This is a genomic window from Corynebacterium sp. ACRPJ (assembly GCF_022347345.1).
Classification (GTDB): Bacteria; Actinomycetota; Actinomycetes; order Mycobacteriales; family Mycobacteriaceae; genus Corynebacterium; species Corynebacterium tuberculostearicum_D.
Window position 1 is genome coordinate 259,457 of the sequence record NZ_JAKRNC010000001.1, and the last position, 24,317, is coordinate 283,773.

Here is a 24,317-nt window from a genome sequence, read left to right on the forward strand (position 1 = left end):
AGAGTTCTCACCAGCAAAAACGACAGCAAAATTCTGATAACCCGACCGAAAGAAATTAACATGTGGGTGTGACTGATAGATTCCGCCAACTCCCAGCCCCTGGCCCCGCGTGGGGAGGCAGCCTCATGGGCACCTCCATCGTTTCGCGCCTGCTCGTGGAAGAAGGATTGATGATTCTGGCCGGCATTTTTGCCGCCATCGCGTGCGTCATCTTTGTCGTTCTCACCGCGGGTTTCTTGCGCTACCGCCACCCTAGCTTTGAGCGCACCACTATGGCGGAGTGGTCGATGTTTTTCATCGGAATCTTGGCGCTCGGTGCCGCGCTTTCGGGCCTGACGGATATCCCTACCTTCCGTCTCGTGGGCTTTTGGATCGGTGGCCCGGTTACGGTTATTACGTGGGCTATCCAGCTCACGCGCTTTGATGGCGAACCGAAGTTCACCTGGGGCCTGCCGCTGGTCGGCCCTATGATTTCGGCTTCCGTTTCCGGTTGGCTGGCTAATGATTACGGCCCGCTCTACCACGTGATGGGTACGGTATTTTTCTTCATGTCCCTGGTGACGGCGGTGCCCACCTTCGCCCGCGTGTATTGGGCCGCTTGGCACGGCAAGGTGGATTTCACCGGCGCGAAATCAGCCACCGCCTGGGTCCCGTTAGGCGTGGTGGGCCAGTCCACCACGGCAATGCAGATTCTCTTCCCCGGCCCGGTGTCCATTTATTACGGCGTAACGGCGCTTATTATCGCCATTCCGCTGTCCATCTACGCGATGTTTACCTTCTATCCCAATGTGGCGCGGTGGGTTCCGTACTCCCCGGCGTGGTGGTCTTGCACGTTCCCGCCGGGAACCGTAAGCATGGGCGGCCACCAGCTGGCATTGGTCAATGGCTCCGAGCTTATCGACGCCATTGCGCTCACCATCCCCGTCCTCCTCACCGCCCACTGGATGCTGTGCTCCACCCGCTTCCTTAGCTGGGTGTGGGAGGGAAGGAAGGAAACCGGCCCTGAAGAGCCACTCATTAAGACTGGGCCCAAAAGGTAGCAAGGAGGCGCAGCCACTATGCGAGACGCCAGCTTCGAACGAGGAAAGCGCCGCACACGCCGCCGCAGGCGTGAGGAGCGACCGCGGCGCGAGCACTGGAGCAGGGAATACGCAATCTATGCGGAAGATTCCTGGGGCATCGATGACTTGGGTCCCGAGGGCGGCGAGAATTCCGTGCGCGCCTATTCCGGCGGCCGCGCAGATGGTAATCGTCGCCGGCGCCGCTGATGCATAATAGCTCCCCTATCACCTTCATCGCTTGGGATCGCGCGAACCTGCCTGCGGTGAGGGACGTACTCGCTGGCCTGCAGCGAGACGGAATCTTCCTGCGCCGCGGCCACCTGCTCTTGGAGACGTCGTGGCTTGGCACAGGCGCGCGGGACTTCTACGCCACTGCCTGGCGCTGGGACGAAGAAGACTACCCGCTCTTTTATGACCTAGCCCGGCGCGGCAAGCTCTTGCTTACTATCAGCGATACCGTGATTTCCTGCGGCAGCAAAGACGACATTGCCGATGCGCGCGATGGCATTGCACAAGAACTCATCGCCGCCCAGAATCCGCAGCAATTGAGCGGGCTGCTTGCCGACGCCGCAGAAGACTAACCCTACAGTCCCGGTCGTTCGCTGCGCTTCATCCAGCCCATGCGTGGGGCAAAGCCGCGGGGATGCTTCATCTGCGCTACGGCGTCGGCAATCATGAGGCGGTGGCGGCGGGAGACGCTATCGGGGAGCTTTGCCACGGAGAACCACCCTGCCTCGGTATTTTCTTCATCGCTAATGACCGGCTCTGCGCCATCGGCTACTGATACGCGCAGCGCGGTTCCCATAAAGGTGCACTCATCACCGTTGGGGTAGGTCACTGGCCCGGACTGCCCCACGCCCAATAGCGCTTCCACCTTGGCATCGAGACCGACTTCCTCTTTGACTTCTCGCAGCGCGGTGGTGGTGATCTCCTCGCCTGGCTCACAGATTCCTTCCACCGGGGTCCACGTACCGTTATCGGAACGCTTTACTAGCAGCACGGAGGGGACTTCCCACAGCGCGGCGTCTGCCGGCACATCGCGGATGATGATGGCGCTGCAGGCTGGCACAAAGATCTGATCGTGTCCAATCTTTTCGCGCAGCTGAACAATAAAATCTGGAGTCGGCATGCCACCTAGCGTAGACCAGTGCGGCGCACTTAGGCCATGGGCCCCAAGACCTCTTTCGCTAGAAGCTGAATATCGGTGGCCAGCGTGAAAGACAGCTCCATGTCCGTTGACGTGGTTTGGCAGGTGTGGCCTTCTTCGAGGTGTTGCGTCGTTCCGGAAACCACGCCCACGATGGTTTGTTTTCCTTCTACTTCGCCATACACCGGACCACCGGAGTCGCCATTGGTGCTGCATACGCGCGCCCTAGCGGCGAGCGAATCACGCTGGAGTCCCTCCGAGTTCAGCTGCGCCATCTCTGCATCATGGGAAAGCGTGCCGCACGTCTCATCGGTCACGCGGCCAAGCTTGCACACCTGATGCGGCAGGTGAGCCAGGGAGGTGGCGACGCTATTGTCCACCGCCCCGGGGACGTAGTACTCAGCGCTGCCGGTGATCTCAATAAAGGCCACGTCGAGGTCGTGGCTGTCGTCGGCATAAAAGTCAGAGTAGATGACCTCGCCGATAGGTTCAGCGGGGTAGCTGAAGTCGCCGTCGGCGGTGCCGGCCCAGACCTTATCACCTGGTTTGCCACAATGGGAAGCGGTAACGGCGATCGTTCGGGCGTCGGCAAGCGTAAATGACCATGCCGCGGTACAAGACTGGTAGTTGAAGTAGGCACCCGGCCGCGGTTCATCGCCGGAGAGATCCAAGGCGGTGCCCGGCGCGAGCGGCGCCGCGGCCGGGGAGTAAGACTCATTGGGAATGAGGTTTTTATAAGACAGGGCGGAGAAACTTGGCTCTTCCCCACCCCGCACCGGGCTGCAGGCCGCAAGGAACGCGGCCGTGCACGCTACAAAGACGCTAGTTGCTCTCCGCGTCCGCATCCCCGGCGTTGTCCTTGTTCTCTTCTTCCGCATCCATCTCCGCCTGGGCTTTGAGATCGCGGATGAACTTTTCCGGATCAAACTCGGTGTAGTGTTCCGGGCCGGCAAAATTTTCTAGGGCCATGGTCTAAACCTCCGTTTTCTGAATCGACGTGGTGATGTAATCCTTGACCTCCGCGGCATCATTAGGCAAGTCCTTGACGTGCCGCTCAGTATCGAGGATGCCGGCAAAGCGCTCGGGCGGCTCAGGGGCAGAGCCGATGGCTTCCGTGATCGTCTCGGCAAACTTCACCGGCAGCGCGGTCTCCAGACACACGATTGGAGTCTTTACCCCCTCGCGCTGTGCGCCACGAGCCACCTTGATGCCGTCGGCCGTGTGCGGATCCGCCAGGTAATCAAAGCGCTCGTGTACGTCCTTGATGGTGGCTAGGCGATCGGCATGGCTGGAGGAACCGGACAGGAAACCATAGTCCTCGCGGGCAGCAGCAATCTTGTCGTGGTCGAGGCTAAAGCCGCCCTCTTTCACCTTGGTGCCGAATAGTTCCGCGGTTTCGGCTGCATCGCGGCCGAGCAAGTCGAACGCAAAGCGCTCAAAATTCGAGGCGCGTGAGATATCCATGGACGGCGAAGAGGTTGCCATGGTCTCTGCGGCTGGACGCGGCCGGTAGTTTCCGGTGCGGAAGAACTCATCCAGCACATCATTTTCATTGGTTGCCACGATGAGGCGATCAATGGGAAGGCCCATCTGGCGAGCGATGTGGCCGGCACAGATATCGCCAAAGTTACCGGTGGGAACGCTAAAGGAAACTTTCTGATCGGCGGTTTCGGTGACCTTGAGCCAGCAGGAGATGTAGTAGACCACCTGGGCCATCAGCCGTGCCCAGTTAATGGAATTGACCGCGCCAATGCGGTAGGCGGCCTTGAAGTCGGCATCGCCAGATACAGCCTTGACCACGTCCTGGCAATCATCAAAGACACCGTCTAGGGCGATGTTGAAGATATTCGGGTCATCCAATCCAAACATCTGTGCCTGCTGGAAGGCCGTCATGCGGCCGGCCGGGGTGAGCATAAAGACGCGAATGCCGTGGCGCCCGCGCATCGCATACTCTGCAGAGGACCCTGTATCGCCTGAGGTGGCGCCCAAAATATTGAGGGTCTCGCCGCGGCGGGCGAGCTCGTATTCAAAGAGCTCCCCCAAAAGCTGCATGGCCATGTCCTTAAAAGCCGCGGTAGGTCCCTCAGATAGATGGCCGATGAAAAGGCCCTCGCCTAATTCTGTGACGGGGACAATTTCCGGGTCCGCGAACTTGGGGCTGGTGTAGGCGCGCGCGGCGATGTCCTCGATGTCTTGCGCCGGAATATCGTCAATGAAAAGCTTAAGTACCTCGGCCGCGAGTGCCGCGTAGCCTTTGTCTGCTAGGAGCCTGCGCCATGAATTTAAAGTGCCGGAATCTAACTGTGGGTAGCTCTCAGGCAGGTATAAACCGCCATCGGGGGCAAGCCCGCCGAGGAGAATATCTGTAAAAGATGCGGGCTGACGGGCGGTATCGCGGGTCGAAATGTACTTCACACAAAAGAATCTTAGTAGTTAAGGCGTAAGGTATCAGCCATGTCGCAGCCGAATCCCAGAGAAGTCATTACCACTCAGGCTTTAAGCATTTGGGTAGCCGCCATGGCGGTCTACCTCGTAGCGATTACCGGCCGTACCTCTTTTGGTGTGGCCGGTTTAGATGCCATTGAGCGCTTCGATGTCGATGCCGGCCGTATCGCAGTCTTTACCTCTGTGCAGCTAGGCGTGTATGCCCTAGCCCAAATCCCCACCGGCATCTTGATTGATAAATTCGGCCCGCGCTTACTCCTCGTGGTCGGCGCCGTCATTATGGGCATTGGCCAGGTCATCCTGGGATTTACCACCAGCTATGGCGTAGCCATTGCCGCGCGCGTGCTCATCGGCGCAGGCGATGCCACGGCCTTTCTCTCCGTGATGCGCATCCTGCCCTATTGGTTCCCACTGCACCGCACCCCCATGTTCACCCAGGTGACGTCGTCGTTAGGGCAGATGGGTCAGTTCATTTCCGCGGTGCCCTTCCTGTGGTTGCTGGGTGCGGCCGGATGGACCGCTGCCTTCGTTACCCTTGGCGCGGTGGGCATCCTGGTAGCCATCGCCGCCATCGTGGCGGTGGCAGACTCACCAGAGAAGTTGGGGATTATTCCCACGGAGAAGGAACCACCCAACTCGCAGGCCACCAGCATCCCGGCCCGCTTGAAAACGGTATTCCGCTCCCCGGTGGCCTGGCAGGCCTACTTCATCCACTACATCGGCATGCTCCCGCTCATCGTCTTTGTCATGCTGTGGGGCATGCCTATGATGACCCAGGGCATGGAGATGTCCAAGGCCAAGTCCAGCCTGGTGCTCACCTTGCTGGCGGTATTTTTGGTCTTCGTTGGCCCCTTGCACGGCAAGATTTCCTCCCGTGCGCAGCATGTCCGCCCGTGGCTTAGCCTCGGGTTTGTCGCGGCTCACGCACTGACCTGGCTGATTTTCTTTACCTTTGGCACCGACAGCGGTCTGGTCGCGATTTTGGTGGTGTCCTTTATTACCGCGCTGTGCACACCGACGGCTAACTACGGCTTCGATATCGTGCGTGAGCGCATGGACCGCTCTGTGGTGGCCACAGCTACGGGCTTGGGAAATATGGGCGGTTTTACCTCTGGCATGTTGGGCGCGCAGCTTTTCGGCATGGTGTTGGACCACTCCTCGGACGCCCCTGAATACTCCATGCCAGATTTCACTGCCGCCGCGGCTGCGGTGCTAGCCGTTTGGGTAGTTGGCATGGTTGGTGTGGTCATTACCCACTTCCTTCGCCGTCGCGCGGGCGAAGACGGGCCTTCTGTCACCATCGTGGAGGTTTCCTAGAAACCGTCGGGTATTTACTCCGGGTTGAGGATAAAGCGAACGGTTCCCTCAGGGTCCGCCAAAAGCTCCCGGGTAGCCGCCACGGCTTCCGCTTCGTCGAAGGCGATGCGTTCAAAGCCAGTATCGTTGAGCTCCACAATGTCCGCACCAGGGCAAGCTAGAAGAATCGGCGAGTGCGTGGCAATAATGACCTGTGCGCCGCGGTCAACCGCTTGGGCAATTTCCCCTACGAGGGCCAGTTGCCGGATAACGGACAACCCTGATTCTGGCTCATCAAGGATGTACACGCCTTGGCCATTGATGTGCTCATAGAGCAGGTCGAAGACGGATTGCCCGTGCGAGCGGCGGGACAAATCCACGTTCTGAGAAAGAGTCGAACGACCACCACGTTCGGCCGCTGAATCCCCACGTCCAATCAAGTACTCGTGCTTTTCGGCGCGCAGGAAATAGGCACGCTGGATCACTTCCTCTGTATCGCAGCGAATGGGGCTGCGAGGAACGATTTCATCTGGGTCATCCATGCGGCCGCCCGCAGGTGAACAGCCCAAATCACTAGCCACGCCAGCGAGCAAGCTCGATTTGCCAATGCCGTTTTCACCTACGAAGACGGTTACTGGACTCCGCAGCTTGAAGCTGCCCAAATCAACTAAGTAGTCGAAGACAGGCAGCTCGGCGCGGTAGTCATCGGGCTTGAACTTCAGGCTTAGAGCATCAACCAGCATGGGCCCTAGGTTAATTCAGTTCATCGAGTACGCGCAGCGCGTCTTCTTGCGCTGCCGCCGCGCCAAAGTTTTTCAGGTGGTCTCCCAAATCGTCGGCCGGAACTGATTGAGCGATGTTATCGGCCGGCACGGTATTGACGGCATAAGCCACCCCTACCCCGCCGGTGATGGGGATGGCAATGGCGGCGAGTACTCCCACCGCGGTCGACAGCGTGGTCTTGAAAGTCATAGTCTCCTCCAGAGGCTTTGGCCCCGAGCACCTTGCCCGTTACCAATTTGTGATGTTTTACCTTAGGAAGAGTTACTGCCAAGGCCATGCCGCCTAGCTGCGGGTTGCCTGAATTTTCGCGCCCAGTTCGCGAGGAAATAAAGGGCTAGTTTGCTGGATAGCTCTCGGCCACGATGCCATCGCTGGCCGGCATCACAAGGCCTCGCTCAAATGCTACGAGGACTGCCTTTTCATCGGATTCGCTGATGTCACCAGACTCCACCGCACTGTTGAGCTCGCGCTCGAGGTAGACGCGCACATCGGATTTTCCGTTTTCCGTCTGGGTAATATCCCGCGGGACGGAATTGAGCGGGATGCCCAGCGCCTTCGCCAGGGAGGTCACGCGGTTGGCGTCGGTGGAATCATCGGCCTTGATGTCACCATTGACCTGTGCGGGCATGTCTTCTTGGACCACGCCACCGGCCACGGCCTCGCCCACTGTCTTCGTCCCCTTGGGGGGATTATCGTGATTGGTGGCCCACACCCCGACAGCGATGGCCACGATGACGGCCACGGCTACAAAGGCCCACAGGTAGATGAGCTTATGTCGATACACTCCGCTGATTTTAGCCATGGTAACCAGCGCTATCGCCGAAGGAACCGTAGTCATTGCCGCGAGGGTTCTCGCCGCGATCATTGAGGGCGTCGATGATGGAGCGGATGGTGGCCTCCCCTATGCGGTCGGCGCGCCCCCACGAGCGAGGGGCCTGGCGAGAATTGTGCGGTGCTGATTCTGGGCGCGGCGGCACTGGCTTTTCCTCCCGAGGCGTGGAGACCTCGATGGTCAATGTGGTGCCGTCAAGGTGGAGGACGTCACCGTCGCGCACGCCCGCAGCACGCGCTGCAGAAAGCAGCGCGGATAATTCGCCTACCGTGGCGTTGTCCACATCGAGTTGCAGCTTAAAAGACATAACTAGCCAGTCCTTTCTTATTCCCATCCCACTTTAGAGTCCAAAAGTGCAAAAAGTAAGGCCGTGGTGCGCACAACGGGGACTTTCAAGGCTAACTCTAAGAATGCTCGAAGGATTCCTCCTCGCCCCAAAAGACCTCATCTACAACCTTCCGGGCATGGCGGGTAAGTTTCAAATAGTTTTCTAGAAACTCTTGGTTCTCCTCCGGCGGCCAGCCAGCGGCACCGGCTACCTGGGCCAGCTGCGGGCCGGGCCCGGGCAACTGGTCCACGCGCTTGCCGCGCACAAGCACCAATGCATTGCGGGCGTCGGTAGCCATAAGCCAGGCCTCGCGCAGGTCCGAGACCTGCTCGGCAGACAGGATTGCGTTTTCCTCTAAGGCATCGAGCACACGCAGCGTGGACGGATCGTGCAGCTGGGCATACTCGTGAGCGTGCATCATGGTCAGTAGCTGCACAGTCCATTCAATATCTGAGAGCGCACCGCGCCCCAGCTTGGTATGCGTATTGCGGTCCGCACCGCGCGGCAGGCGCTCATTGTCCACGCGCGCCTTCATCCGCCGGATATCGCGAATGGTCGATGCGCTGGCGCCGCCTTCTGGGTAGCGGAAGCTATCGACCATGGACATAAATCGCTCGCCTACTTCCCTATCGCCAGCCACGAAGGCCGCGCGCAACAAAGCCTGCAGCTCCCAAGACTCGCCCCACTCACGGTAGTAGCGCTCATAGGAGGAGATGGTGCGTGCCACCGCACCAGAGCGGCCCTCTGGGCGCAGGCCCAAATCGACGTCCAGCGGCGGGTCGCCCGAAGGCTTAGACAGGCGGCGCCGAAGCTTATCGACGATCCCGATGGCCCACTTCACGGCCTCCCCTTCCGCACCAGAGTCATCGGCCGGTTCGCTGGGTTCTGCTACGACGAGCACATCCGCGTCTGAGCCAAAGCCCAGCTCCATGCCTCCCAAGCGGCCCATGCCGATAACGGCGATGCGCGCTGGCGGCTCTGCGTCTTCGTTGGCAAGGCGCCACGCGCGCACCTCGGCGCGAAGTGCAGCCTCAAGGACGGCATCCCAAATTGTGGATAGCTCATGACATACCTGCTTGACCGGCATGAAGCCCAGCAAATCCGCACTGGCGATGCGGGCCAGCTCCACCCGGCGCAACGAGCGCGCCACCGCCACCGCTTTATCCGGGTCGGCGTGGCGCTTGCTGGAATTGACCAGCGCCTTGGAAACCTGTTCGGGCTTGGTTTCTAGCAGTTTGGGGCCAGTGGCGCCGTCGGAAAGCTGCTTGACCGAATCCGGCGCGCTAATGATCAGATCAGAGGTAAACGGCGAGGTACCCAGAATGTGCATGAGCCGCTGGCCCACAATTCCTTCATCGCGCAACATGCGCAAGAACCACGACCTATCGTTCGCGGCCTCCGAGAGCTTGCGATAGTTCAACAGGCCCATATCGGGGTCTGCGGTATCAGCCAGCCATTCCATCAAGGTTGGCAGCAAAATCGCTTGGATGCGTGCCTTGCGCGAGGTTCCCGCCGCCAAGGAGGTCAGGTGCTCAAATGCACGGTCGGGGTGGTTATAGCCCAACGCGGCCAACTGCAGCTTGGCGGCCTCCGGCGAAAGCTTGAGCTCATCGGCGGACATGGTGACCACGGAATTAAGCAGCGGCCGGTAGAACAGGCGCGAGTGCAGCTCGGAGATCCGCAGTCGAATCCGGCGCAGGTGCGACAGCATGCGCTCGGCCGCCGACTTGGTGCCCTGCGGATAAAAGCCGGCGATGCGCGCCAGCCACTTCATCCCCTCTTCATCGTCCTTTTCCGGCAGCGTGTGCGTGCGGCGGAAGCGCTCCAATTGCAGGCGGTGCTCAAGCAGGCGCAGAAACTCATAGGCTTCAATGAGCTGGGTGCCGTCCTCGCGGCCGACGTACCCCGCTGAAATCAGCGCCTCCAACGCCTCCACCGTGGAAAGCGCGCGCAGCGTCTCATCAGAGCGACCATGGACCAATTGCAAAAGCTGGACCGCAAATTCGATATCGCGTAGGCCGCCCACGCCTAGCTTCAGCTCGCGGTGCTTGAGCTCTGCGGGAACATTGGCCAGCACCCGGCGGCGCATCGCCTGTACATCCTCAACAAAAGACTCGCGCTGCGACGCCGTCCACACCATCGGGCGAATCTGGTCCAAATAGTCCTGGCCTAGTGGGAGGTAGCCCGTCATAGCACGCGCTTTAAGGAGCGCCTGGAATTCCCACGTCTCCGCCCAACGCTTGTAGTAAGCCACGTGTGATTCCAAAGTGCGCACCAATGCGCCCGACTTTCCCTCGGGGCGCAGGTTCGCATCCACCTCGAAAAAGGTGGTGGATCCAATGCGATTAAACTCCGCCGCTAGCCGCGTGGCCCTAGGGGTTGCCTCGCTGCCGACGAAGATGACGTCCACATCGGAGATATAGTTCAGCTCGCCTGCGCCACACTTGCCCATCGCCATGACTGCCAGCTGGGCGTCCAAGGGTTCATCGCCGTAGATGGTGCGCACGGCGCAGGCAAGGGAGGCGGTTAAGGCGGCGTCGGCAAGCGCGGTGGTCAGCGCCGCAATCTGGCGGAATCCTACCTCCGGCTGCTGCCTGGTCTGGCCCTTGCGGGAATGGAAGGTACCCGCCACATCGCAGGCGGCAATGCGCATCATCAAAGTGCGGTAGGTCGTGCGCAGCGCCTGCTTATGCTCCCCCTCGCCGGCGCGGTAGGTGCCCGCCGCGCTCAAGTCCTCGCGCGCCGGATCGGGCCGGTCCACGTCGTGAGCAAAGTCTGCAGGCTGGGCATCGACGGCACCGAGCAAGCTTTGCAGCATCTCTTCGGACTGCGGAAGGGGTTTTTCTAATTCTCGCCACAGTTCAGGGTGCGCCGCGAGATGATCGCCAAAGGCGGTCGACGCCCCCAGTAGTGCGAAGAGGCGCACGCGCAAGGTTTCATTGGAACGCACGGCATCATCGAGCTCAGGGGCTTGTTCATAGATGCGGATCAGGTTATTGAGCGCCAGGTCAGGGTCGCCCACGGCAGCGAGGGTCCACAACAGATCCACCGATTCCGGATTCTTCCACCCCAGCTGCTCAATATCCTGCGCAGCATGCGGGCGGGTAAGGCCTAGTGTGGCCGGTGAAGGCACAGCAGCAGGACGCATTTTTCTCCTAGAAGTTCAGGTTATTGCGCAGTTCAAAGGTGGTGATTTGGCTCTGATAGTGATGCCACTCATCCCACTTGGAGCGCAGGAAGAACTCAAAGACGTGCTCGCCCAGGACTTCTGCCATGAACTCGGATTTTTCAAATTCTCGCAAGGCCTGATCCAGGCTGGTGGGTAGATCCTTATATCCCATCGCGCGGCGCTCGCGACGAGTGAGCTGGTGGACATCGTCCTCGGCCGGATCATCGAGCTCGTAGCCTTCGCGGATGCCTCGCAGGCCTGCTGCCAATAGCACCGCATAGCCCAGGTAGGGGTTCATCGAGGCATCAATGGAGCGGATTTCTACCCGGCGCGATTCTTCCTTGGTAAGCCGGTAGGTGGGAACGCGCACCAGCGCGGAGCGATTCGATACTCCCCAGGTGGCTGCGCCCGGCGCCTCGTTGCCGAACATCAAGCGCTTATAAGAATTGGTCCACTGATTCACAATCGCGGACATCTCCGTGGAGTGCTCCAGGATGCCGGCGATGAACTGGCGGCCGGTCTGGGACAAAGAGAATTCATCATCCGGATCGTGGAAGGCATTGGATTGGCCTTCAAAAAGGCTCAAGTGGGTGTGCATGCCAGAGCCCGGTAAATGTTCGAAGGGCTTAGGCATGAAGGTGGCGCGCACGTTGGAGTTGGTGGCCACCTGCTTGATCACGTGCCGGAAGGTCATGATGTTATCGGCCATGGTGAGCACGTCCGCATGGCGCAGATCAATTTCTTGCTGGCCCGGCGCGGTTTCGTGGTGGCTAAACTCCGTGGCAATTCCCAGCGATTCCAGCGCTAGCATTGCCTTCCTGCGGAAAAGCGGGGCGGTATCGTGCGTTGCTTGGTCGAAGTAACCGCCATTGTCCGTGGGCACCAAGTCGGTGAGTTCGCGGCCGCGCTCGAGGAGATAGAACTCGATTTCTGGTGAGGCCATGCAGGTAAACCCATCGTTAGCGGCCTCGGTGACCTGGCGGCGCAGGATATGGCGCGGGTCCACCATGGAGGGTTGGCCGTCTGGCTGTGCGATATCGCAAAACATGCGGGCCGATTGCAGGTCCGGCTCATCCATATCAAAGGGCAGAATCTGGAAGGTGGAGGGATCTGGCAGGGCGATGGTGTCAGACTCAGAGATACGAGAAAAGCCCTCTACGGAAGAACCATCAAAGCCAACACCTTCTTCAAAGGCCGATTCCAGCTCGGACGGGCTCATGACCACGGATTTGAGGGCGCCCAGAATATCCGTAAACCACAGGCGGATAAAGCGGATATCGCGTTCCTCAACGGTGCGCAAGACAAATTCGTGTTGGCTATTCATGCTTTAGACCTTACCGGCTCTCCCCCGAGGGATGTGCAGTTCATGCGACAGTTTTTCCAGGGCGAAATGCGCAGGTCGCAAGAGTATCTAGGGGGTATCTAGCGGGGGCTTTTCCTTCACGTGCCAATTGGTGCGCATGCTTTGCTGAAGAAGCAAGCGAACACACGTACACCTGTTAAAGGACTAAGTTTTATGACCTCACACTGCGATGACCTTTCTGCTCACGTAATCGAACGCCTCATCACCGCCGCGCAACACGGTTGGGCACCGGCGGATTTAGAGCATGTCTTAGGCCCACACGCCTATCCCATTATCTACCGTGCTAGCCCCCATGCGCCGGCACGGATTACCTCCCCTGCCTTACGCAAGGCTTGGCTACAAATGGCACCGCCGGAAGAAAATTTCATTCCGCGCGATAAGCTGCGCGCCATTATTAAAGAGCTAATTCATCTGCCTAGGTTGCGCGATACTGAACTTTTGGCCTCTGGCGAATCCTTGCGAGAAGACGGCCTTAGCGATAAACAACGCAAAATTCGTGCAAAGGTCCTAGGCCTTCTACGCAAGGCTGAGTCCACCAGTTTTGAAGATGAGGCCGAGGTTCTTATTTCTAAAGCGCAGTCCCTGCAACAGAAGTATCGCATCGAAGATCTGCTTACATCCGAGCTCCCCGATCTCATTTCTCATCGCGTGCACATACACCCGCCCTACATCAAGCACCAGGCTTCCCTGCTCAGCACCATCTCCGACGCCAATGGATGCACCACGCTCCTCATCCATGACAAAGGTCTAGCCTGTGTGATTGGCGCTCCTGCCGATGCCGCCCATTGCGCCGACCTTTTTGCCTCCCTCAACCGTCAATGCGACTGGTTTATGCGTAACGGCGATGGAGCGGAAATCGCCCGCGCAACCAATTCCACTGCCGCTTATCGCCGCAGCTTCCGTCTGTCTTATGCAGCCCGCATCGGTGAATTGCTCACCCAAGCCAATGAGGACGGAATTGCTGAAAACCTGCGTGAGTCTCAGTATTGCTCACACCATGCAGAGGCTGTAGCCACCCAAACTCTTCCCGCATTGCAAGCACGCACCGATCACGCCATCGATACCCGCAACCGTCTCTTCCCCAATCTCACAGAGATGTCACTATCAATGAACAGTCTGCACGGCATCAACGATGGCATTGCCGCTGCCGATAAATCTCACTTAGGAGGAGACACCTCAGGGCTCGGTTCAGTTCCAGAAATTACACGGTAATTTCCCCTGTTCAATACGCATCTTCGCTCCCGTTCCCTGCTAGAGAACGGGGGCGAATAATGGCACCACAACGAGGTCATTACAGGTAAGATCACCGATGAGATTGATTAGGTCTAGAAAGTAAAAGGTACGTGAATGTCTACACAGTCTTTTCTCGAAGTTGAAGCGAAATTCTCCGTAGCCGAGTCCACTCAGCTCCCTGAACTGACCCGCCTTGAGGGAGTTGACCACGTTGCAGACACGCGCCACCACGCGCTTTCTGCCATCTACTACGACACCGAAGACCTCCGCCTCACCCACGCAAAGATCACCCTCCGCCGTCGCACCGGTGGCAATGATGATGGCTGGCATATCAAGATCCCTAGCGAGGCTGGCCGCACCGAAATCCACGCAGAATTGGGAGAGCCTGTCGATGGCCGCTACGAAGTACCTGAGGAGCTTCTCCACCAGGTCCGCTCCATTGTCCGCCACAATGAGCTCGCCCCAATTGCTCAGGTAGACAACAAGCGCACCGAGATGGTCCTAGCGGATACCGAGAATAAGCCGGTAGCAGAATTCTGCGATGACCACGTCACCGCCTTTTCCTTCCTTCCTGGTGGCCAGCAGCAGTCGTGGCGCGAGTGGGAAGTAGAGCTCGCGGGTGAGCTACCTGGTACCGAGGAAGGAACGCAGTTCATTCGCCGTGCTACCTCTCTTCTCATCGGTGCCGGCGCTCGCGTATCTTCTTCCCCATCCAAGCTGAAATCGGCCTTGGGTGATTCTTATGCCAACGCCCCGCTGCCTCCAGCCCTGGTATCACCGGATGTGGATCCAGACTCCCCTGCCGCCGCCGTGATCACCGCGCTGCAAGCTAACCGCGACAAGCTGGTTGATTATGATCCACGTGTGCGCCGCGATGAGTGGGATTCGGTGCATCAGATGCGTGTAGCTACCCGCGAGCTGCGCAGCCACCTTCAGACCTTCCACGGCATTGTGGTCGGCCCAGAAATCGAAAAAATTGAAGCCGAGCTCAAGGAGCTCGCCGGCATCTTGGGCGTTGCTCGCGATGCGGAAGTTGTGGAAGAGCGCTGGCAGAAGCTGCTGGAATCCGAAGATTCTGACACCTTGGATGACTCCACCCGCGAGCACATTGCACAAGATATGGGCACCGCCTACCGCCGCGCGCACCGTCGCGTTATCGCTGCCCTTGATTCCGAGCGTTACCTCGAACTGCTAGAGTCCCTTGACCGCCTGCTCGCAGACCCACCAACGGCCGATAAGCAGCAGGAGTCCGTTCCGGCAGCAAGCGAGGCGGAGGCGACGGAGGAACAGTCCTCTGCGGAAGAGGACGCCGCTACCCCTACCGAATCCAGCGAGGATAGCGCGCCTGCTGCGGACAAGTCCGAGCACAAGCCGGAGAAAAAGAAGTCCAAGGACAAGTCCGCCGACATGGATACCGTGATGGCGCAGCACCTTGAAAAGGCCTATAAAAAGCTGGTTAAGCGCCATAAGAAGGCCGTGGAGAACTGGGATAACCAGGAATTGTCCCTGCACGAGCGTGAGGATTATTTCCACGATATGCGCAAGGCAGCAAAGAAGCTGCGCTATGCAGCTGAAGCAGCTGGTTCTGCCACCAACCTCAAAACCAAGCGCCTCTACAAGGCCTGCAAGCAGATGCAGTCGGTGCTCGGTGACTTCCAGGATTCGGTGACTTCGCGCGATAAGCTGCTCGAGCTGGCAGAGTCCGCTCGCCATCGTGGGGAAAATACCTTTGGCTACGGTCTGCTCTATCAGCGCGAGCGCACCATCGGGCTAAAGGCGCTAGATGATTACGCCGAGTCTTTCAAGGACATCAAGGCGGCGTTTAAGCCGCTGCGTAAGAAACTAAAGTAGCCGCGCTTCCCAGACAGTTACTGGGAAACACGGCGTAGAAAAAGATGGCTGGAGGTTATTTACTTCCAGTCATCCTCTTTGTCTGCGGCATCTGCCGCATCGTTGCGTGCGTGGGCAATCTCGATAGCGTTTTCTGCTTCTTCACGGGTGTCATACGGGCCCATCCGATTTTCCCAGCCAGAGGTTTTGCCTTGGCTGACTTCCTTGGTGGCCGGATCGAAGAACCACTTCTGGTCTGCATCGCTCATAAAACTATCCTCTCAGTCGTAGCGCCAGCGGCACTGGCTGAGCACTGCCGCTGGTATGGTTTGTGTCCACACTACCCACGCCGTCTAAGGGATGCCCGCTAGAATGTGGGGCAGCACATTTCTTTTATACGATTCCATGCCGTATCCCCCGCCGCTGCACCAAAAGGTGGCGGGCGTTCGTTGCTTTAAGCGCACCGCCGCGTGCGAGTAGCAACGAAGACTACTGGTCCCAGAACCTGGAAAAGGAGCTTTAGCACCCATGCCACTGTGGTCAACGCCTGCAGAGCTTGTAGCCGAGCGCGCCGCCCAAGCACATACCGAGTTCACGGGCAGCGCTCCAACGCATACCGCTAGCGCACCGGCAACGTGGTCCCTTATTGGTGAACACATTGACCACTTCGGCGGCATTGTTGCCATGTGCGTGGACAAGCTACGTACCGCTGCTGCAGTAAGCCCGCGCACCGACGGCGTGGTGGCCGTACATTTCCACCCGGCAGAAGGTGAGCCTGCCCATGATTCCATCAGCCTGCAAGCGCTCGCAGAGCTGGCAACAGCGCAACAACCCACCACGGATGCAGAGGGACAGCCAATCATTCCACCGGCACCGGAGGGAGGCCTGGCTGCTCGCGTGGGTGGCATCGTCCACACGATGATTAACCGCCAGTTGCTCTCTCGTGAGACAGCCGGCGCGGATATCACCATCGCCTCCGATATTCCGGAAAGTGCGGGTTTGGGTGCAGATGCCGCCGCGGATGTCGCTGTAGCACTGGCCCTCATGGGGGCCGATGCGGACCTGGATGCACCGCTAAGGGCCCGGGTTGCGGATGTATGCACCCAGGCCGTTACTACCTTTGGTGCGCGGCCGCCTTTGCGTGCCCGCCACAGCGCAGCCCTGCGCAGCACGGGTGAGGGCGTATGCATCATGGATTACGCCGATGGTTCTGTCACCCACGCCCCGCACCTTGTAGGCCGCGAGATAGCTGCCTTCGCAGTGGCGGTGCCGGAAGATTTTTCCGCGCAGGAGGAAAAGGCTATCGCCGATATCCGTCAGCGGCAGCGCTTTATTGATGATGCCTGCCATTCCTTTGGCACCGATTCACTGCGCCTGCTTCCCGACGCCCAACAGCGCGTCCTCGACTGGCTCAAGGCCGTGCACAAGGTCTACGGCGAGGAAGGCCGCCCGAGCATCAGCGCCGCCACGGAGTGGATGGCCTTTTATGAGGAAGAAACTGAGCGCGTAGAAAAGTTTGCGCGCTGCCTGCGCTCGCACCGCGGCGCGGAGCTCTTCCCTATCCTGTTGCAGTCACAGTCTTCTTTGGCAAATATCTACGGCTTGGATTCGGCAGAAAAACTCGCCGAGCTGGTCACGGTTCGCGGTGCCGTTGCGGGTCGATCGGCGCATGCCGGCACCTCGAACGCGGTCATCGCTTATGTTCCGGCGAAAAGCGCGCACAATTTTGCAGCTGACTTGGCTGAAGACGGACTGCTCGTCGTCGAGCTGCAGCCAGGCGAGGCCGCCCGCGGCGAAGGCTAGGAGCCCTGCCGGCTAGTCGGCCGGCCAGGCAAAGAGAACCTCGCGCGAATCGGTATCCGCCGTCACCAGTGAGACAGTGGTTTCACTGCCGGTTTCCGGTGCGCCCACGCATTGGGCGAAGACGGGTGGCTCCGGTACGAAAATCCGTGCCTTGTCCCGCTTCGGGTCCCCGCGGACCACGGTGGCCGGAAAATTAGTCCCGAGCCAAGGTCGCAGCACAGTCGCCTCCGTCAGGTTCAGGCAGGCCTTATCCACTTGGGAGGCGAGCTGCGAGGTCGAACGCATCGCCCCGATGACCTCCGTAGCGCTGCCTGTTACCCACTCGGGAACCTCATAACCGCCGCACAGGGCAAGGCATACCTCCGTGGCGAACCTATCGGAAAGACGCCGCAGCGGCGCGGTAACGTGGGCATAGTAGCCACCAATACCGGCGTGCACCTGCGCCTCTTGCTCGCCTAGCCAGGCATAGTCGGCTCCGCGCAAAAGGCTTTGGGCTTCGCGCATGACGGCCATGCCGCGCGGGGAATCGGCGTCGACGGTGAGGAGGAATTGGGGAATGGGGGCGTCGCCAAGCGTAAAGCCTAGGGCCTGAGCCTCGGCGCGAAATTGGCGCTCATGCTCCGGCTCGGCCGCGGGCAGGGTGCGCAAGAAGCCCACACCAGCTTCCTGCATGAGGCGCCCAGCGCACATGCCGGCCAACAGGGAAATTTCGGAGTTATAGTCCATGACCTCATAGCGCGGCTCGATGATGAGCTCAAAGGTACCGTCGTCATTTTCCACCACGCGCTGGGAGGGCAGGCGCAAGGAAATGGCCTCGCGGCGCAGGGAAGATTCCTGGCGCAGCCGGCCGACCACCGGCAGCAGCGCGATGGATGGGTGGAGGTTGCCGGCCGCGAGGTCCGCGTGCGCGCCTTCATAATCCAGGCGTGCCTGGGAATAAATGAGCGCGCGCTCGACGTGGAAGGACTCCACCTCGCCGTTGCCATCCAAGTCAAAGGTCCACAACACGGCCGGCTTATCGGTGCCAGGCAACAGCGAGGCTCGGTCCTCGGAAAGCTCTGGCGGGTGCAGGCGCGCGGGTTCATCGGGAAGATAGATGGTCTGGCCGCGGCGGAAGGATTCGCGCTCTAACTCGCTGCCGGGCTCGATGAAAGCAGCAACGTCCGCGATGGCATAAAAGACGCGGTATCCGCCCTCGCGTTCTTCGATGTAGACTGCCTGATCCAAGTCCATGGAGCCGGCGGGATCCAGGGTCACGAAGGGAATTTCGCGGGCGTCGCGGCGCGAGTCGGCGTATCGGTCCTGCGCGCGGGCGGCCTGGGCAGTGACCGCGGCCGGAAAATCGGTGGCTACCGAAAATTCTGTGGCAATGGCGCGGAAATCGAGCGGGGCGGCGTAGAGCTTCATGCCCACCACCATAAACGTAGTAGGGCGAATGAGTCGGCCTATAAGCCGGATTCTGTCTCATCGCGGCACTCCCTGGGAAGCACCGCGCGGTGAACATCCATCTAGACCAACCGTTGCCAGTTGGTTCCAGCAGCTACCTTCAGGCTCGAGCGAGCAGCCTTAAAACGCCTGATCGGGCCCCGCAACGTGGCGGGGCCGTGATGCCTTGCTCCCGGTGGGGTTTACCCAGCCACCGCCATCGCTGACGGTGCTGGTGCGCTCTTAACGCACCGTTTCACCCTTACCTTGTGGCTCCAACTTGGCCGAAACCAAGTGGAGGCACGAGGCGGTCTACTTTCTGTTGCACTTGCCCGCGGGTTTCCCCGGGTTGCCGTTAGCAACCACCGTGCTCTGTGGAGTCCGGACTTTCCTCGGCGCCCACGCGGCAGCACGTGGCTGCCCGTATGAAGCGACGCGATCACCCGGCCGGCTCATTCGCGTTCCTTATTCTAGCGCAGGCCTGCCAGGTGGCCCACATCGTTAAATCCGTGCACCATAGAGCCGCCTTCCCAGAACTCCACCTGCGAAATGGCAGCCAGGTCGAGGAAGAGATGCCCAAAGGTGGCTGGGCCGGCATCGAGTGCTTGGCGGATGAAGGACTTAATCGGGTTGACGTGGCTCACCACCAGCACGGTCTTGCCTGCGAAGCGCTCTTGGAGCTCCTTGCGGGTGGTGCGCACGCGGCGGTTGACCGCCTGCAGCGATTCGCCGCCCGGACAGGCGACGCTCGCATCGTGCAGCCACTCCTCGTGAAGTTCCGGATCGCGCTGGTGGGCCTCGGCGGCGGTCTTGCCTTCCCACGCACCGAAGTCCACCTCAATGAGGCCGTCGACGGTCTCTACCTCGATATCACGGCCGTTGGCCACGGCCGCCGCGGTCTCTTGGCAGCGGCGCAGGGGTGAGCAGACGATGGCGTCAAAGTCGGCGTCGGCAAGCGCCTGGGCGGCGGCGAGCGCCTGCTTTTGGCCAAGCTCGGTAAGGCCCGGATTGGCGCGGCCGGAGTATTGCTTGGCGGCCGACATCTCCGTCTGCCCGTGGCGAAGCAGGATAAAGCGGGTGGTAGGTCCACGGTCCCCCAGCCAATCGGTGGGGTGCGGCGCGGTGGTGTCTTGCTCCCCGGCCGGAGCTGGCTCGGCGTCTTCTTCACCGGCCACGATGCCTTCTGGGTGGCCGGCGGCCGCGGCATCCATGGCGTCATTGGACAGGGCGTCTGCCACCTTATTCTTGGCGCGGGGCACCCAGTCCAGGCTGAAAGAGGAAAAGCCGTTGATGTATTCGCGGGCGCGCAGGGCCAGCTTCTGCATGTCAGGGTGCTTGATCTTCCAGCGGCCGTTGATTTGTTCCACCACCAACTTGGAATCCATGTGGAATTCCACCTCGGTAGCGCCCATCTCGGTGGCGGCTTCAAGGCCGCGCAGCAGGCCGTTGTACTCAGCGACGTTATTAGTGGACTTGGTGCCTACCACGTAGACAATTTCGCGCAGGATGCGCTGCCCACTGCCGTCATAGATAACGGTGCCGGAACCGGCTACCCCGGGGTTGCCGCGGGACCCGCCATCGGCGTAGATGATGACCTTCATTAGACCAGGCGCACCAGGTAGGAGCCGCAATCGCCGCACTGCGGCAGCTCATCGGCCGGGGCATTGCGCACAGCGTTTTGCTCGGCCGGCGGCAAGACGATGAAGCAGCCGCCGCAGGCGCGGTTGGCCTTGAACTGGGCGGCACCTACGCCATTTTCCTCGCGCTGGGTATCGTACTCGCTGAGCACTCCAGCGGGCAGCTGATCGCGCAGCTCGCCGATGCGCACGGCCGGATCCTCTTGATTGGCGGCCGCTTCCTTAGCCGCCTCGGCTGCGCGGCGCAGCTTTTCCAGCTTGCGCTCGGAATCAGAAACGCGCGCGCCGTGGACGTCCAGATTGGACCGCAGCGCGTGCACCTCGTTATGCGCCTCCTGCAGCTCGCTCATGAGGTCAGCGATGCGGGACTTGGCGGCATAGAGATCGTGCTCCAGATCCTTGCGGGTTTCTGGGTCTACTGCGGCGCCGAGCTGGCGCTTATCATCGCGCTCGCGCTGGCGTAGCTTGCGTTCATCGGCCTGGATGCGCAGGATTTCGGTCTCCATGTCGTCGACAGCCATCTGCGCAGAACCGGAGGCATCTAGCAGGCGCTTGTGCTCTTCCTTGGCCTTGTCATACTCGGCTTGTTCCGGGATTTCCTTCTCAGCGCCATGGCCCTGCGAGCGTTCCAGGTTGGCCAGCTCCAGCAGTACCGGCTGTAGTTCTTGCGATAGTTTCACTTATGACTCCTTTGGGTGCGCAGAGATAGTCCACGGGTCGGTGCGCAGGCTAATAATTTCCGTATCCAGTTCTAAAGCATCCTCTACGATATCGCGCGCTTGGGCGGTCCACGGAAATTCGCTGGCCCAGTGGGCGGTATCGATAACGGCGGGGCCGCCGGCGCGCAGGTGCTCATCCACCGGGTGGTGGCGCAGATCCGAGGTGACGTACACGTCCACGCCTAGCTTCGCGGCCGCGGAGAGGAAAGAATCTCCCGAACCGGAAGACACGGCCACCGTGCGCACCTTCTGGTCCGGATCGCCGGCGGCGCGGATGCCCCAGGCGGTCTCCGGCAAGGCATTAGCCACCTGCTGGGTGAACTCGCGCAGGGTCATCTCCTGCGGCAGCTCTCCCACACGGCCCAGGCCGAGCGCGTTGTCCAGGTCCTGGTGGCCGGCCGTTTCCGTGATGTCATAGGCCGGCACCTCATAAGGGTGGGCGGTGTGCAGGGCCTTCAGCAAAGAGGAGCGAAGTGCGGCCGGGGCGACGAACTCGACGCGGATTTCCTCGCCGCGGTGCAGCGCACCGATCTCACCCTCGGTGGGGTCAGCGCCCTCCTCCGGCTGGAATTGGCCCGTGCCGGCGATATCGAAGGAGCAGTGAGAGTAGGCGCCGATGTGGCCCGCGCCGGCGTCGAAAAGCGCCCGCTTTACCTCCTCGGCCGCGGCTACCGGCACGTGCACGCCCCACTTATCCACGCCCTGGGGCTCCGGCACGATGGGCCGGCCGGGATTGATGCCTACCAGCTCCGCGAGCTTGTCGTTGACGCCCGGCCGCGCCTTATCCGCGTTGGTGTGGGCCGCAAAGAGCGCAACGCCATTGCTGACCAGCGTGTGTACGACCTTGCCCTTGGGCGTATCGGCCGCTACGGATTCCACCCCGCGCAAAAGCAACGGGTGGTGGACCACGAGCATGTCCGCGCCGAGCTCCACCGCGCGCTCGGCCACCGCTTGGGTGCAGTCCAAAGCGAAGGCCACCCGCTTTACCTCCGCGGCCGGATCGCCGCAGATAAGCCCCACGGCATCCCACTTTTCCGCCAGGTGCGGCGGGTAGGCCTCATCGAGTACGCGGCGGACATCGCCCACGCTCACAGCGGACATGGAGGTGCTCCTTTATGCTCGTTTCATGGAATAGTTACTACTGCTATATCCTATCTTCCGCACCACAGTACTATTCGCGCGAAGGGGTTTTCCGCATGACCGAGACCGATACCCGCTCCGGCCTTTACCTCGTTTTTGTTTGCACCGGAAATATCTGCCGCTCCCCCATGGCAGAGATCATCGTGCGCGATGAAATGGAAAAGGACATGCTTGACCTCGTTGCCACCGTGGATTCGTGCGGCCTCGGCGGCTGGCATGTAGGCCAAGGAGCGGACCAGCGCGCGGTTGCTGAGCTGCGCCGCGGCGGCCACGATGGCGGTTCCCACCGCGCGGCCAAGCTGGGCACCGAGCACATGGACGCTGATCTCTTCATTGCTATGGACAAGGGCCACCGCGCGGCCCTCATTGAGCACGGCATCAACCCGGACAAGATTCGCCTGATGCGCAGCTTCGACCCCAACTCCCCGGAGGACGCGGACGTGGCAGACCCCTATTACGGTTCCGCAGCGGATTTTGAAACCACGCGCAAGAATATCGAGGCCGCCGTGCCTGGCCTGCTGGATTGGATTCGCGCTAACCGCGACTAAACTAGGCCCCATGCTAAAGACGTTCCTTAAGCCGGGTTGGGTTCTACTGCTACTTTTCGTCGTGGCATTTTCCTACCTTGCTTTTACCGTCCTCGCCCCATGGCAGCTGGGCAAGGACGATGACATTGTGGAACGCAACGAGCTCATCACCCACGCCTATGAGGCTGACCCCCAGCCGGTGGAAGCCCTCGTGGATGGCAACGGCGCCATCAAGGACGATGAGTGGTCCCGCGCCACCCTGCACGGCCATTACCTGCCGCAGGATGAGGTGCTACTGCGCCTGCGCCCTGTCGATTCCGGTCCGTCCTACCAATCCCTGGTTCCCTTTCGCACCGATTCCGGCCTGACCATCCTAGTTAACCGCGGCTGGGTCAAGGCCGGCGAGGCCAACGCCGTGCCGGATATCCCTGATGCTCCCTCGGGCGAGACCACTCTCACCGGCATGATCCGCGCCGATGAGGCCGAACACCAGTCCGCACCCATTAAGCAAGAGGGCTACCAGCAGGTCTACTCCATCCATACGAAGCAGATTGCCTCGCTTATCGACGCCCCCTTGGCCCACGACTACATCCAACTCTCCGCCGACCAGCCCGGCGTGCTCAACCCCATGCCGATCCCGCAGCTCGACCGCGGCAACCACCTCTCCTACGGCTACCAATGGATTGCCTTCGGCATCATGGCCCCGCTGGGCTTGGGCTACTTCGTATGGTCCGAAATCCGGGAGCGCCGCCGCCTGCGCGAGGAAGAAGAGGCCCTCGCCGCTCTCGATGCCGATGCCTCAACCCCATCCGAGCCCGAGGATGCCTCCGCTGCAGACTCCGCGCCAGTAGAAGCCCCGTCCCCTGCGACCTCCCGGCACGACGCCCACGCGGCCGCTGACGACGCCACCGATACCGCCCCAGCCGTTCCCGCCGCGTCCTCCTCGCATGCCGCCAGCCGCCGCAATCGCTCGCGCTACGGCGACTCCAAGCCGGATCACTACGCCAAGCTGAACAAGCGCCGCCGCGAGCGCTACTAGGGCCTCTGCCTGCCTAGGCTATTTCTTGAACATCCGCCCAGGCCCCGAATCAGCCACGTTAATGCGTTATGCCCTCCCCTCTTGGGGCATAACGTGGCCACAAGTTGGCTATCGAGGCTTTAACTCCTTAACGCTGCCAGCCGCCTAAGCCCACCAACACAAAATGTCGTTTAACTCGACACGCCGCAAAACAACACAAGCTGTCGTTTAGGCCTAAACGACAGGATGTGTTGGTGAGGTTGTACGGCTAGCTGGTCTGGCGTGCTGTTATTAGTACTATTTCACTTATCCAAAGGTATATTCCAGCTTCGACCATGAAATACCGCCAAAGGCATGCCGGTGTGCTAGGCACCTAGGTTCACGATGAGGGGATGAGTAAAAATCATCCGAGCGTGTCAAGTTGTTTGTGTGTGGGGCTGGGTTTATAGGTATTTGTCGAAGCGGTCGGGGTAGGCCACGGCCATTTGGTTGATGGCTTGTTTCCAGCCGGATACTCGGGCTCCTTCCATGAGTCTGCCGGCTGTTCTTGAGACTCGTTTA

24 protein-coding genes and 1 other RNA gene are annotated in these 24,317 nt (G+C 60.4%); 9 read left to right on the forward strand and 16 right to left on the reverse strand.

Annotated elements, in window-relative coordinates; genetic code table 11:
* Positions 1 to 68: 68 nt before the first annotated feature.
* Genes MHY08_RS01210 through MHY08_RS01220 form a run of 3 tightly spaced genes read left to right on the forward strand, consistent with a single transcriptional unit; the run spans position 69 to position 1,642 of the window.
* Positions 69 to 1,040: a TDT family transporter gene (locus tag MHY08_RS01210; RefSeq protein ID WP_301714113.1), complete on the forward strand. Its 972-nt coding sequence runs from the start codon at positions 69 to 71 to the stop codon at positions 1,038 to 1,040.
* Positions 1,041 to 1,058: 18 nt separating this feature from the next.
* On the forward strand, positions 1,059 to 1,268 hold the full coding sequence (locus tag MHY08_RS01215) for a hypothetical protein (RefSeq protein ID WP_204608270.1): 210 nt from the start codon (positions 1,059 to 1,061) through the stop codon (positions 1,266 to 1,268).
* Entirely contained in the window at positions 1,268 to 1,642 is a 375-nt protein-coding gene (locus MHY08_RS01220; protein ID WP_239234837.1) for a hypothetical protein, read from the forward strand. The genes MHY08_RS01215 and MHY08_RS01220 overlap by 1 nt, the downstream gene beginning before the upstream one ends.
* A 2-nt stretch (positions 1,643 to 1,644) precedes the next feature.
* On the opposite strand, the gene MHY08_RS01225 is transcribed toward MHY08_RS01220, so the two are convergent.
* The 4 genes from MHY08_RS01225 to thrC are packed head-to-tail and all read right to left on the reverse strand — an operon-like array spanning position 1,645 to position 4,623.
* Positions 1,645 to 2,190: an NUDIX domain-containing protein gene (locus MHY08_RS01225; protein WP_005324414.1), complete on the reverse strand. Its 546-nt coding sequence runs from the start codon at positions 2,188 to 2,190 to the stop codon at positions 1,645 to 1,647.
* Positions 2,191 to 2,219: 29 nt separating this feature from the next.
* Complete coding sequence (locus MHY08_RS01230) at positions 2,220 to 3,053, reverse strand: trypsin-like serine protease (protein WP_204608263.1); 834 nt, start codon at positions 3,051 to 3,053, stop codon at positions 2,220 to 2,222.
* Positions 3,031 to 3,177 (reverse strand): hypothetical protein, encoded by a 147-nt coding sequence (locus MHY08_RS01235; RefSeq protein ID WP_204608261.1) that lies wholly within the window; start codon positions 3,175 to 3,177, stop codon positions 3,031 to 3,033. The genes MHY08_RS01230 and MHY08_RS01235 overlap by 23 nt, the downstream gene beginning before the upstream one ends.
* 3 nt (positions 3,178 to 3,180) lie before the next feature.
* Complete coding sequence (thrC, locus tag MHY08_RS01240) at positions 3,181 to 4,623, reverse strand: threonine synthase (RefSeq protein WP_239234839.1); 1,443 nt, start codon at positions 4,621 to 4,623, stop codon at positions 3,181 to 3,183.
* Between the two features lie 39 nt (positions 4,624 to 4,662).
* On the opposite strand from thrC, the gene MHY08_RS01245 reads away from it, so the two are divergent.
* A complete protein-coding gene (locus MHY08_RS01245; protein ID WP_239234841.1) occupies positions 4,663 to 5,970 on the forward strand; it encodes a nitrate/nitrite transporter in 1,308 nt (435 codons plus the stop codon).
* Positions 5,971 to 5,984: 14 nt separating this feature from the next.
* On the opposite strand, the gene MHY08_RS01250 is transcribed toward MHY08_RS01245, so the two are convergent.
* From MHY08_RS01250 to MHY08_RS01275, 6 genes are all read right to left on the reverse strand, one after another.
* Positions 5,985 to 6,692, reverse strand: coding sequence for an AAA family ATPase (locus MHY08_RS01250; protein WP_239234843.1), 708 nt, complete (start codon positions 6,690 to 6,692; stop codon positions 5,985 to 5,987).
* 10 nt (positions 6,693 to 6,702) lie between these two features.
* Positions 6,703 to 6,921 carry a hypothetical protein gene (locus tag MHY08_RS01255; protein WP_204611364.1) on the reverse strand — a complete coding sequence of 73 codons (219 nt, stop codon included), beginning with the start codon at positions 6,919 to 6,921 and terminating at the stop codon, positions 6,703 to 6,705.
* A 145-nt stretch (positions 6,922 to 7,066) separates the two neighbouring features.
* Positions 7,067 to 7,516, reverse strand: coding sequence for a hypothetical protein (locus MHY08_RS01260; protein ID WP_239228274.1), 450 nt, complete (start codon positions 7,514 to 7,516; stop codon positions 7,067 to 7,069).
* A 10-nt stretch (positions 7,517 to 7,526) separates the two neighbouring features.
* Positions 7,527 to 7,871 carry a hypothetical protein gene (locus MHY08_RS01265; protein WP_204611362.1) on the reverse strand — a complete coding sequence of 115 codons (345 nt, stop codon included), beginning with the start codon at positions 7,869 to 7,871 and terminating at the stop codon, positions 7,527 to 7,529.
* Between the two features lie 97 nt (positions 7,872 to 7,968).
* A complete protein-coding gene (locus MHY08_RS01270) occupies positions 7,969 to 11,040 on the reverse strand; it encodes a bifunctional [glutamine synthetase] adenylyltransferase/[glutamine synthetase]-adenylyl-L-tyrosine phosphorylase (protein ID WP_239234845.1) in 3,072 nt (1,023 codons plus the stop codon).
* Positions 11,041 to 11,047: 7 nt separating this feature from the next.
* Positions 11,048 to 12,385: a glutamine synthetase family protein gene (locus MHY08_RS01275; RefSeq protein WP_005324400.1), complete on the reverse strand. Its 1,338-nt coding sequence runs from the start codon at positions 12,383 to 12,385 to the stop codon at positions 11,048 to 11,050.
* 192 nt (positions 12,386 to 12,577) lie between these two features.
* On the opposite strand from MHY08_RS01275, the gene MHY08_RS01280 reads away from it, so the two are divergent.
* Positions 12,578 to 13,636 (forward strand): DUF2786 domain-containing protein, encoded by a 1,059-nt coding sequence (locus tag MHY08_RS01280; RefSeq protein WP_239234847.1) that lies wholly within the window; start codon positions 12,578 to 12,580, stop codon positions 13,634 to 13,636.
* Between the two features lie 135 nt (positions 13,637 to 13,771).
* Entirely contained in the window at positions 13,772 to 15,508 is a 1,737-nt protein-coding gene (locus tag MHY08_RS01285; protein WP_239234849.1) for a CYTH and CHAD domain-containing protein, read from the forward strand.
* 59 nt (positions 15,509 to 15,567) lie between these two features.
* Here the strand turns inward: MHY08_RS01285 and MHY08_RS01290 are convergent, their stop codons facing one another.
* The gene (locus MHY08_RS01290) at positions 15,568 to 15,756 is read right to left on the reverse strand and encodes a hypothetical protein (RefSeq protein ID WP_049361312.1); all 189 of its coding nucleotides are present in this window, start codon (positions 15,754 to 15,756) and stop codon (positions 15,568 to 15,570) included.
* 259 nt (positions 15,757 to 16,015) lie between these two features.
* On the opposite strand from MHY08_RS01290, the gene MHY08_RS01295 reads away from it, so the two are divergent.
* Entirely contained in the window at positions 16,016 to 17,290 is a 1,275-nt protein-coding gene (locus MHY08_RS01295) for a galactokinase family protein (protein ID WP_239234851.1), read from the forward strand.
* 12 nt (positions 17,291 to 17,302) lie between these two features.
* Here MHY08_RS01295 and MHY08_RS01300 read toward each other — a convergent pair whose 3' ends face one another.
* From MHY08_RS01300 to MHY08_RS01320, 5 genes are all read right to left on the reverse strand, one after another.
* Positions 17,303 to 18,697 (reverse strand): RNB domain-containing ribonuclease, encoded by a 1,395-nt coding sequence (locus tag MHY08_RS01300; RefSeq protein WP_204611354.1) that lies wholly within the window; start codon positions 18,695 to 18,697, stop codon positions 17,303 to 17,305.
* A gap of 25 nt (positions 18,698 to 18,722) precedes the next feature.
* Positions 18,723 to 19,170, reverse strand: an RNA gene (rnpB, locus tag MHY08_RS01305) — RNase P RNA component class A.
* Positions 19,171 to 19,185: 15 nt separating this feature from the next.
* Complete coding sequence (locus MHY08_RS01310; RefSeq protein WP_204611353.1) at positions 19,186 to 20,316, reverse strand: bifunctional RNase H/acid phosphatase; 1,131 nt, start codon at positions 20,314 to 20,316, stop codon at positions 19,186 to 19,188.
* Positions 20,316 to 21,032 carry a zinc ribbon domain-containing protein gene (locus tag MHY08_RS01315; protein WP_005324390.1) on the reverse strand — a complete coding sequence of 239 codons (717 nt, stop codon included), beginning with the start codon at positions 21,030 to 21,032 and terminating at the stop codon, positions 20,316 to 20,318. Before MHY08_RS01315 ends, MHY08_RS01310 begins: the two co-directional genes overlap by 1 nt.
* The gene (locus tag MHY08_RS01320) at positions 21,033 to 22,172 is read right to left on the reverse strand and encodes a Nif3-like dinuclear metal center hexameric protein (RefSeq protein ID WP_204611351.1); all 1,140 of its coding nucleotides are present in this window, start codon (positions 22,170 to 22,172) and stop codon (positions 21,033 to 21,035) included. It abuts the gene before it with no gap.
* A 95-nt stretch (positions 22,173 to 22,267) separates the two neighbouring features.
* Here MHY08_RS01320 and MHY08_RS01325 point away from each other — a divergent pair, with 95 nt between their 5' ends.
* On the forward strand, positions 22,268 to 22,759 hold the full coding sequence (locus MHY08_RS01325) for a low molecular weight protein-tyrosine-phosphatase (protein WP_239234853.1): 492 nt from the start codon (positions 22,268 to 22,270) through the stop codon (positions 22,757 to 22,759).
* 10 nt (positions 22,760 to 22,769) lie between these two features.
* The gene (locus MHY08_RS01330; protein WP_239234855.1) at positions 22,770 to 23,777 is read left to right on the forward strand and encodes an SURF1 family protein; all 1,008 of its coding nucleotides are present in this window, start codon (positions 22,770 to 22,772) and stop codon (positions 23,775 to 23,777) included.
* Positions 23,778 to 24,317: the final 540 nt, after the last annotated feature.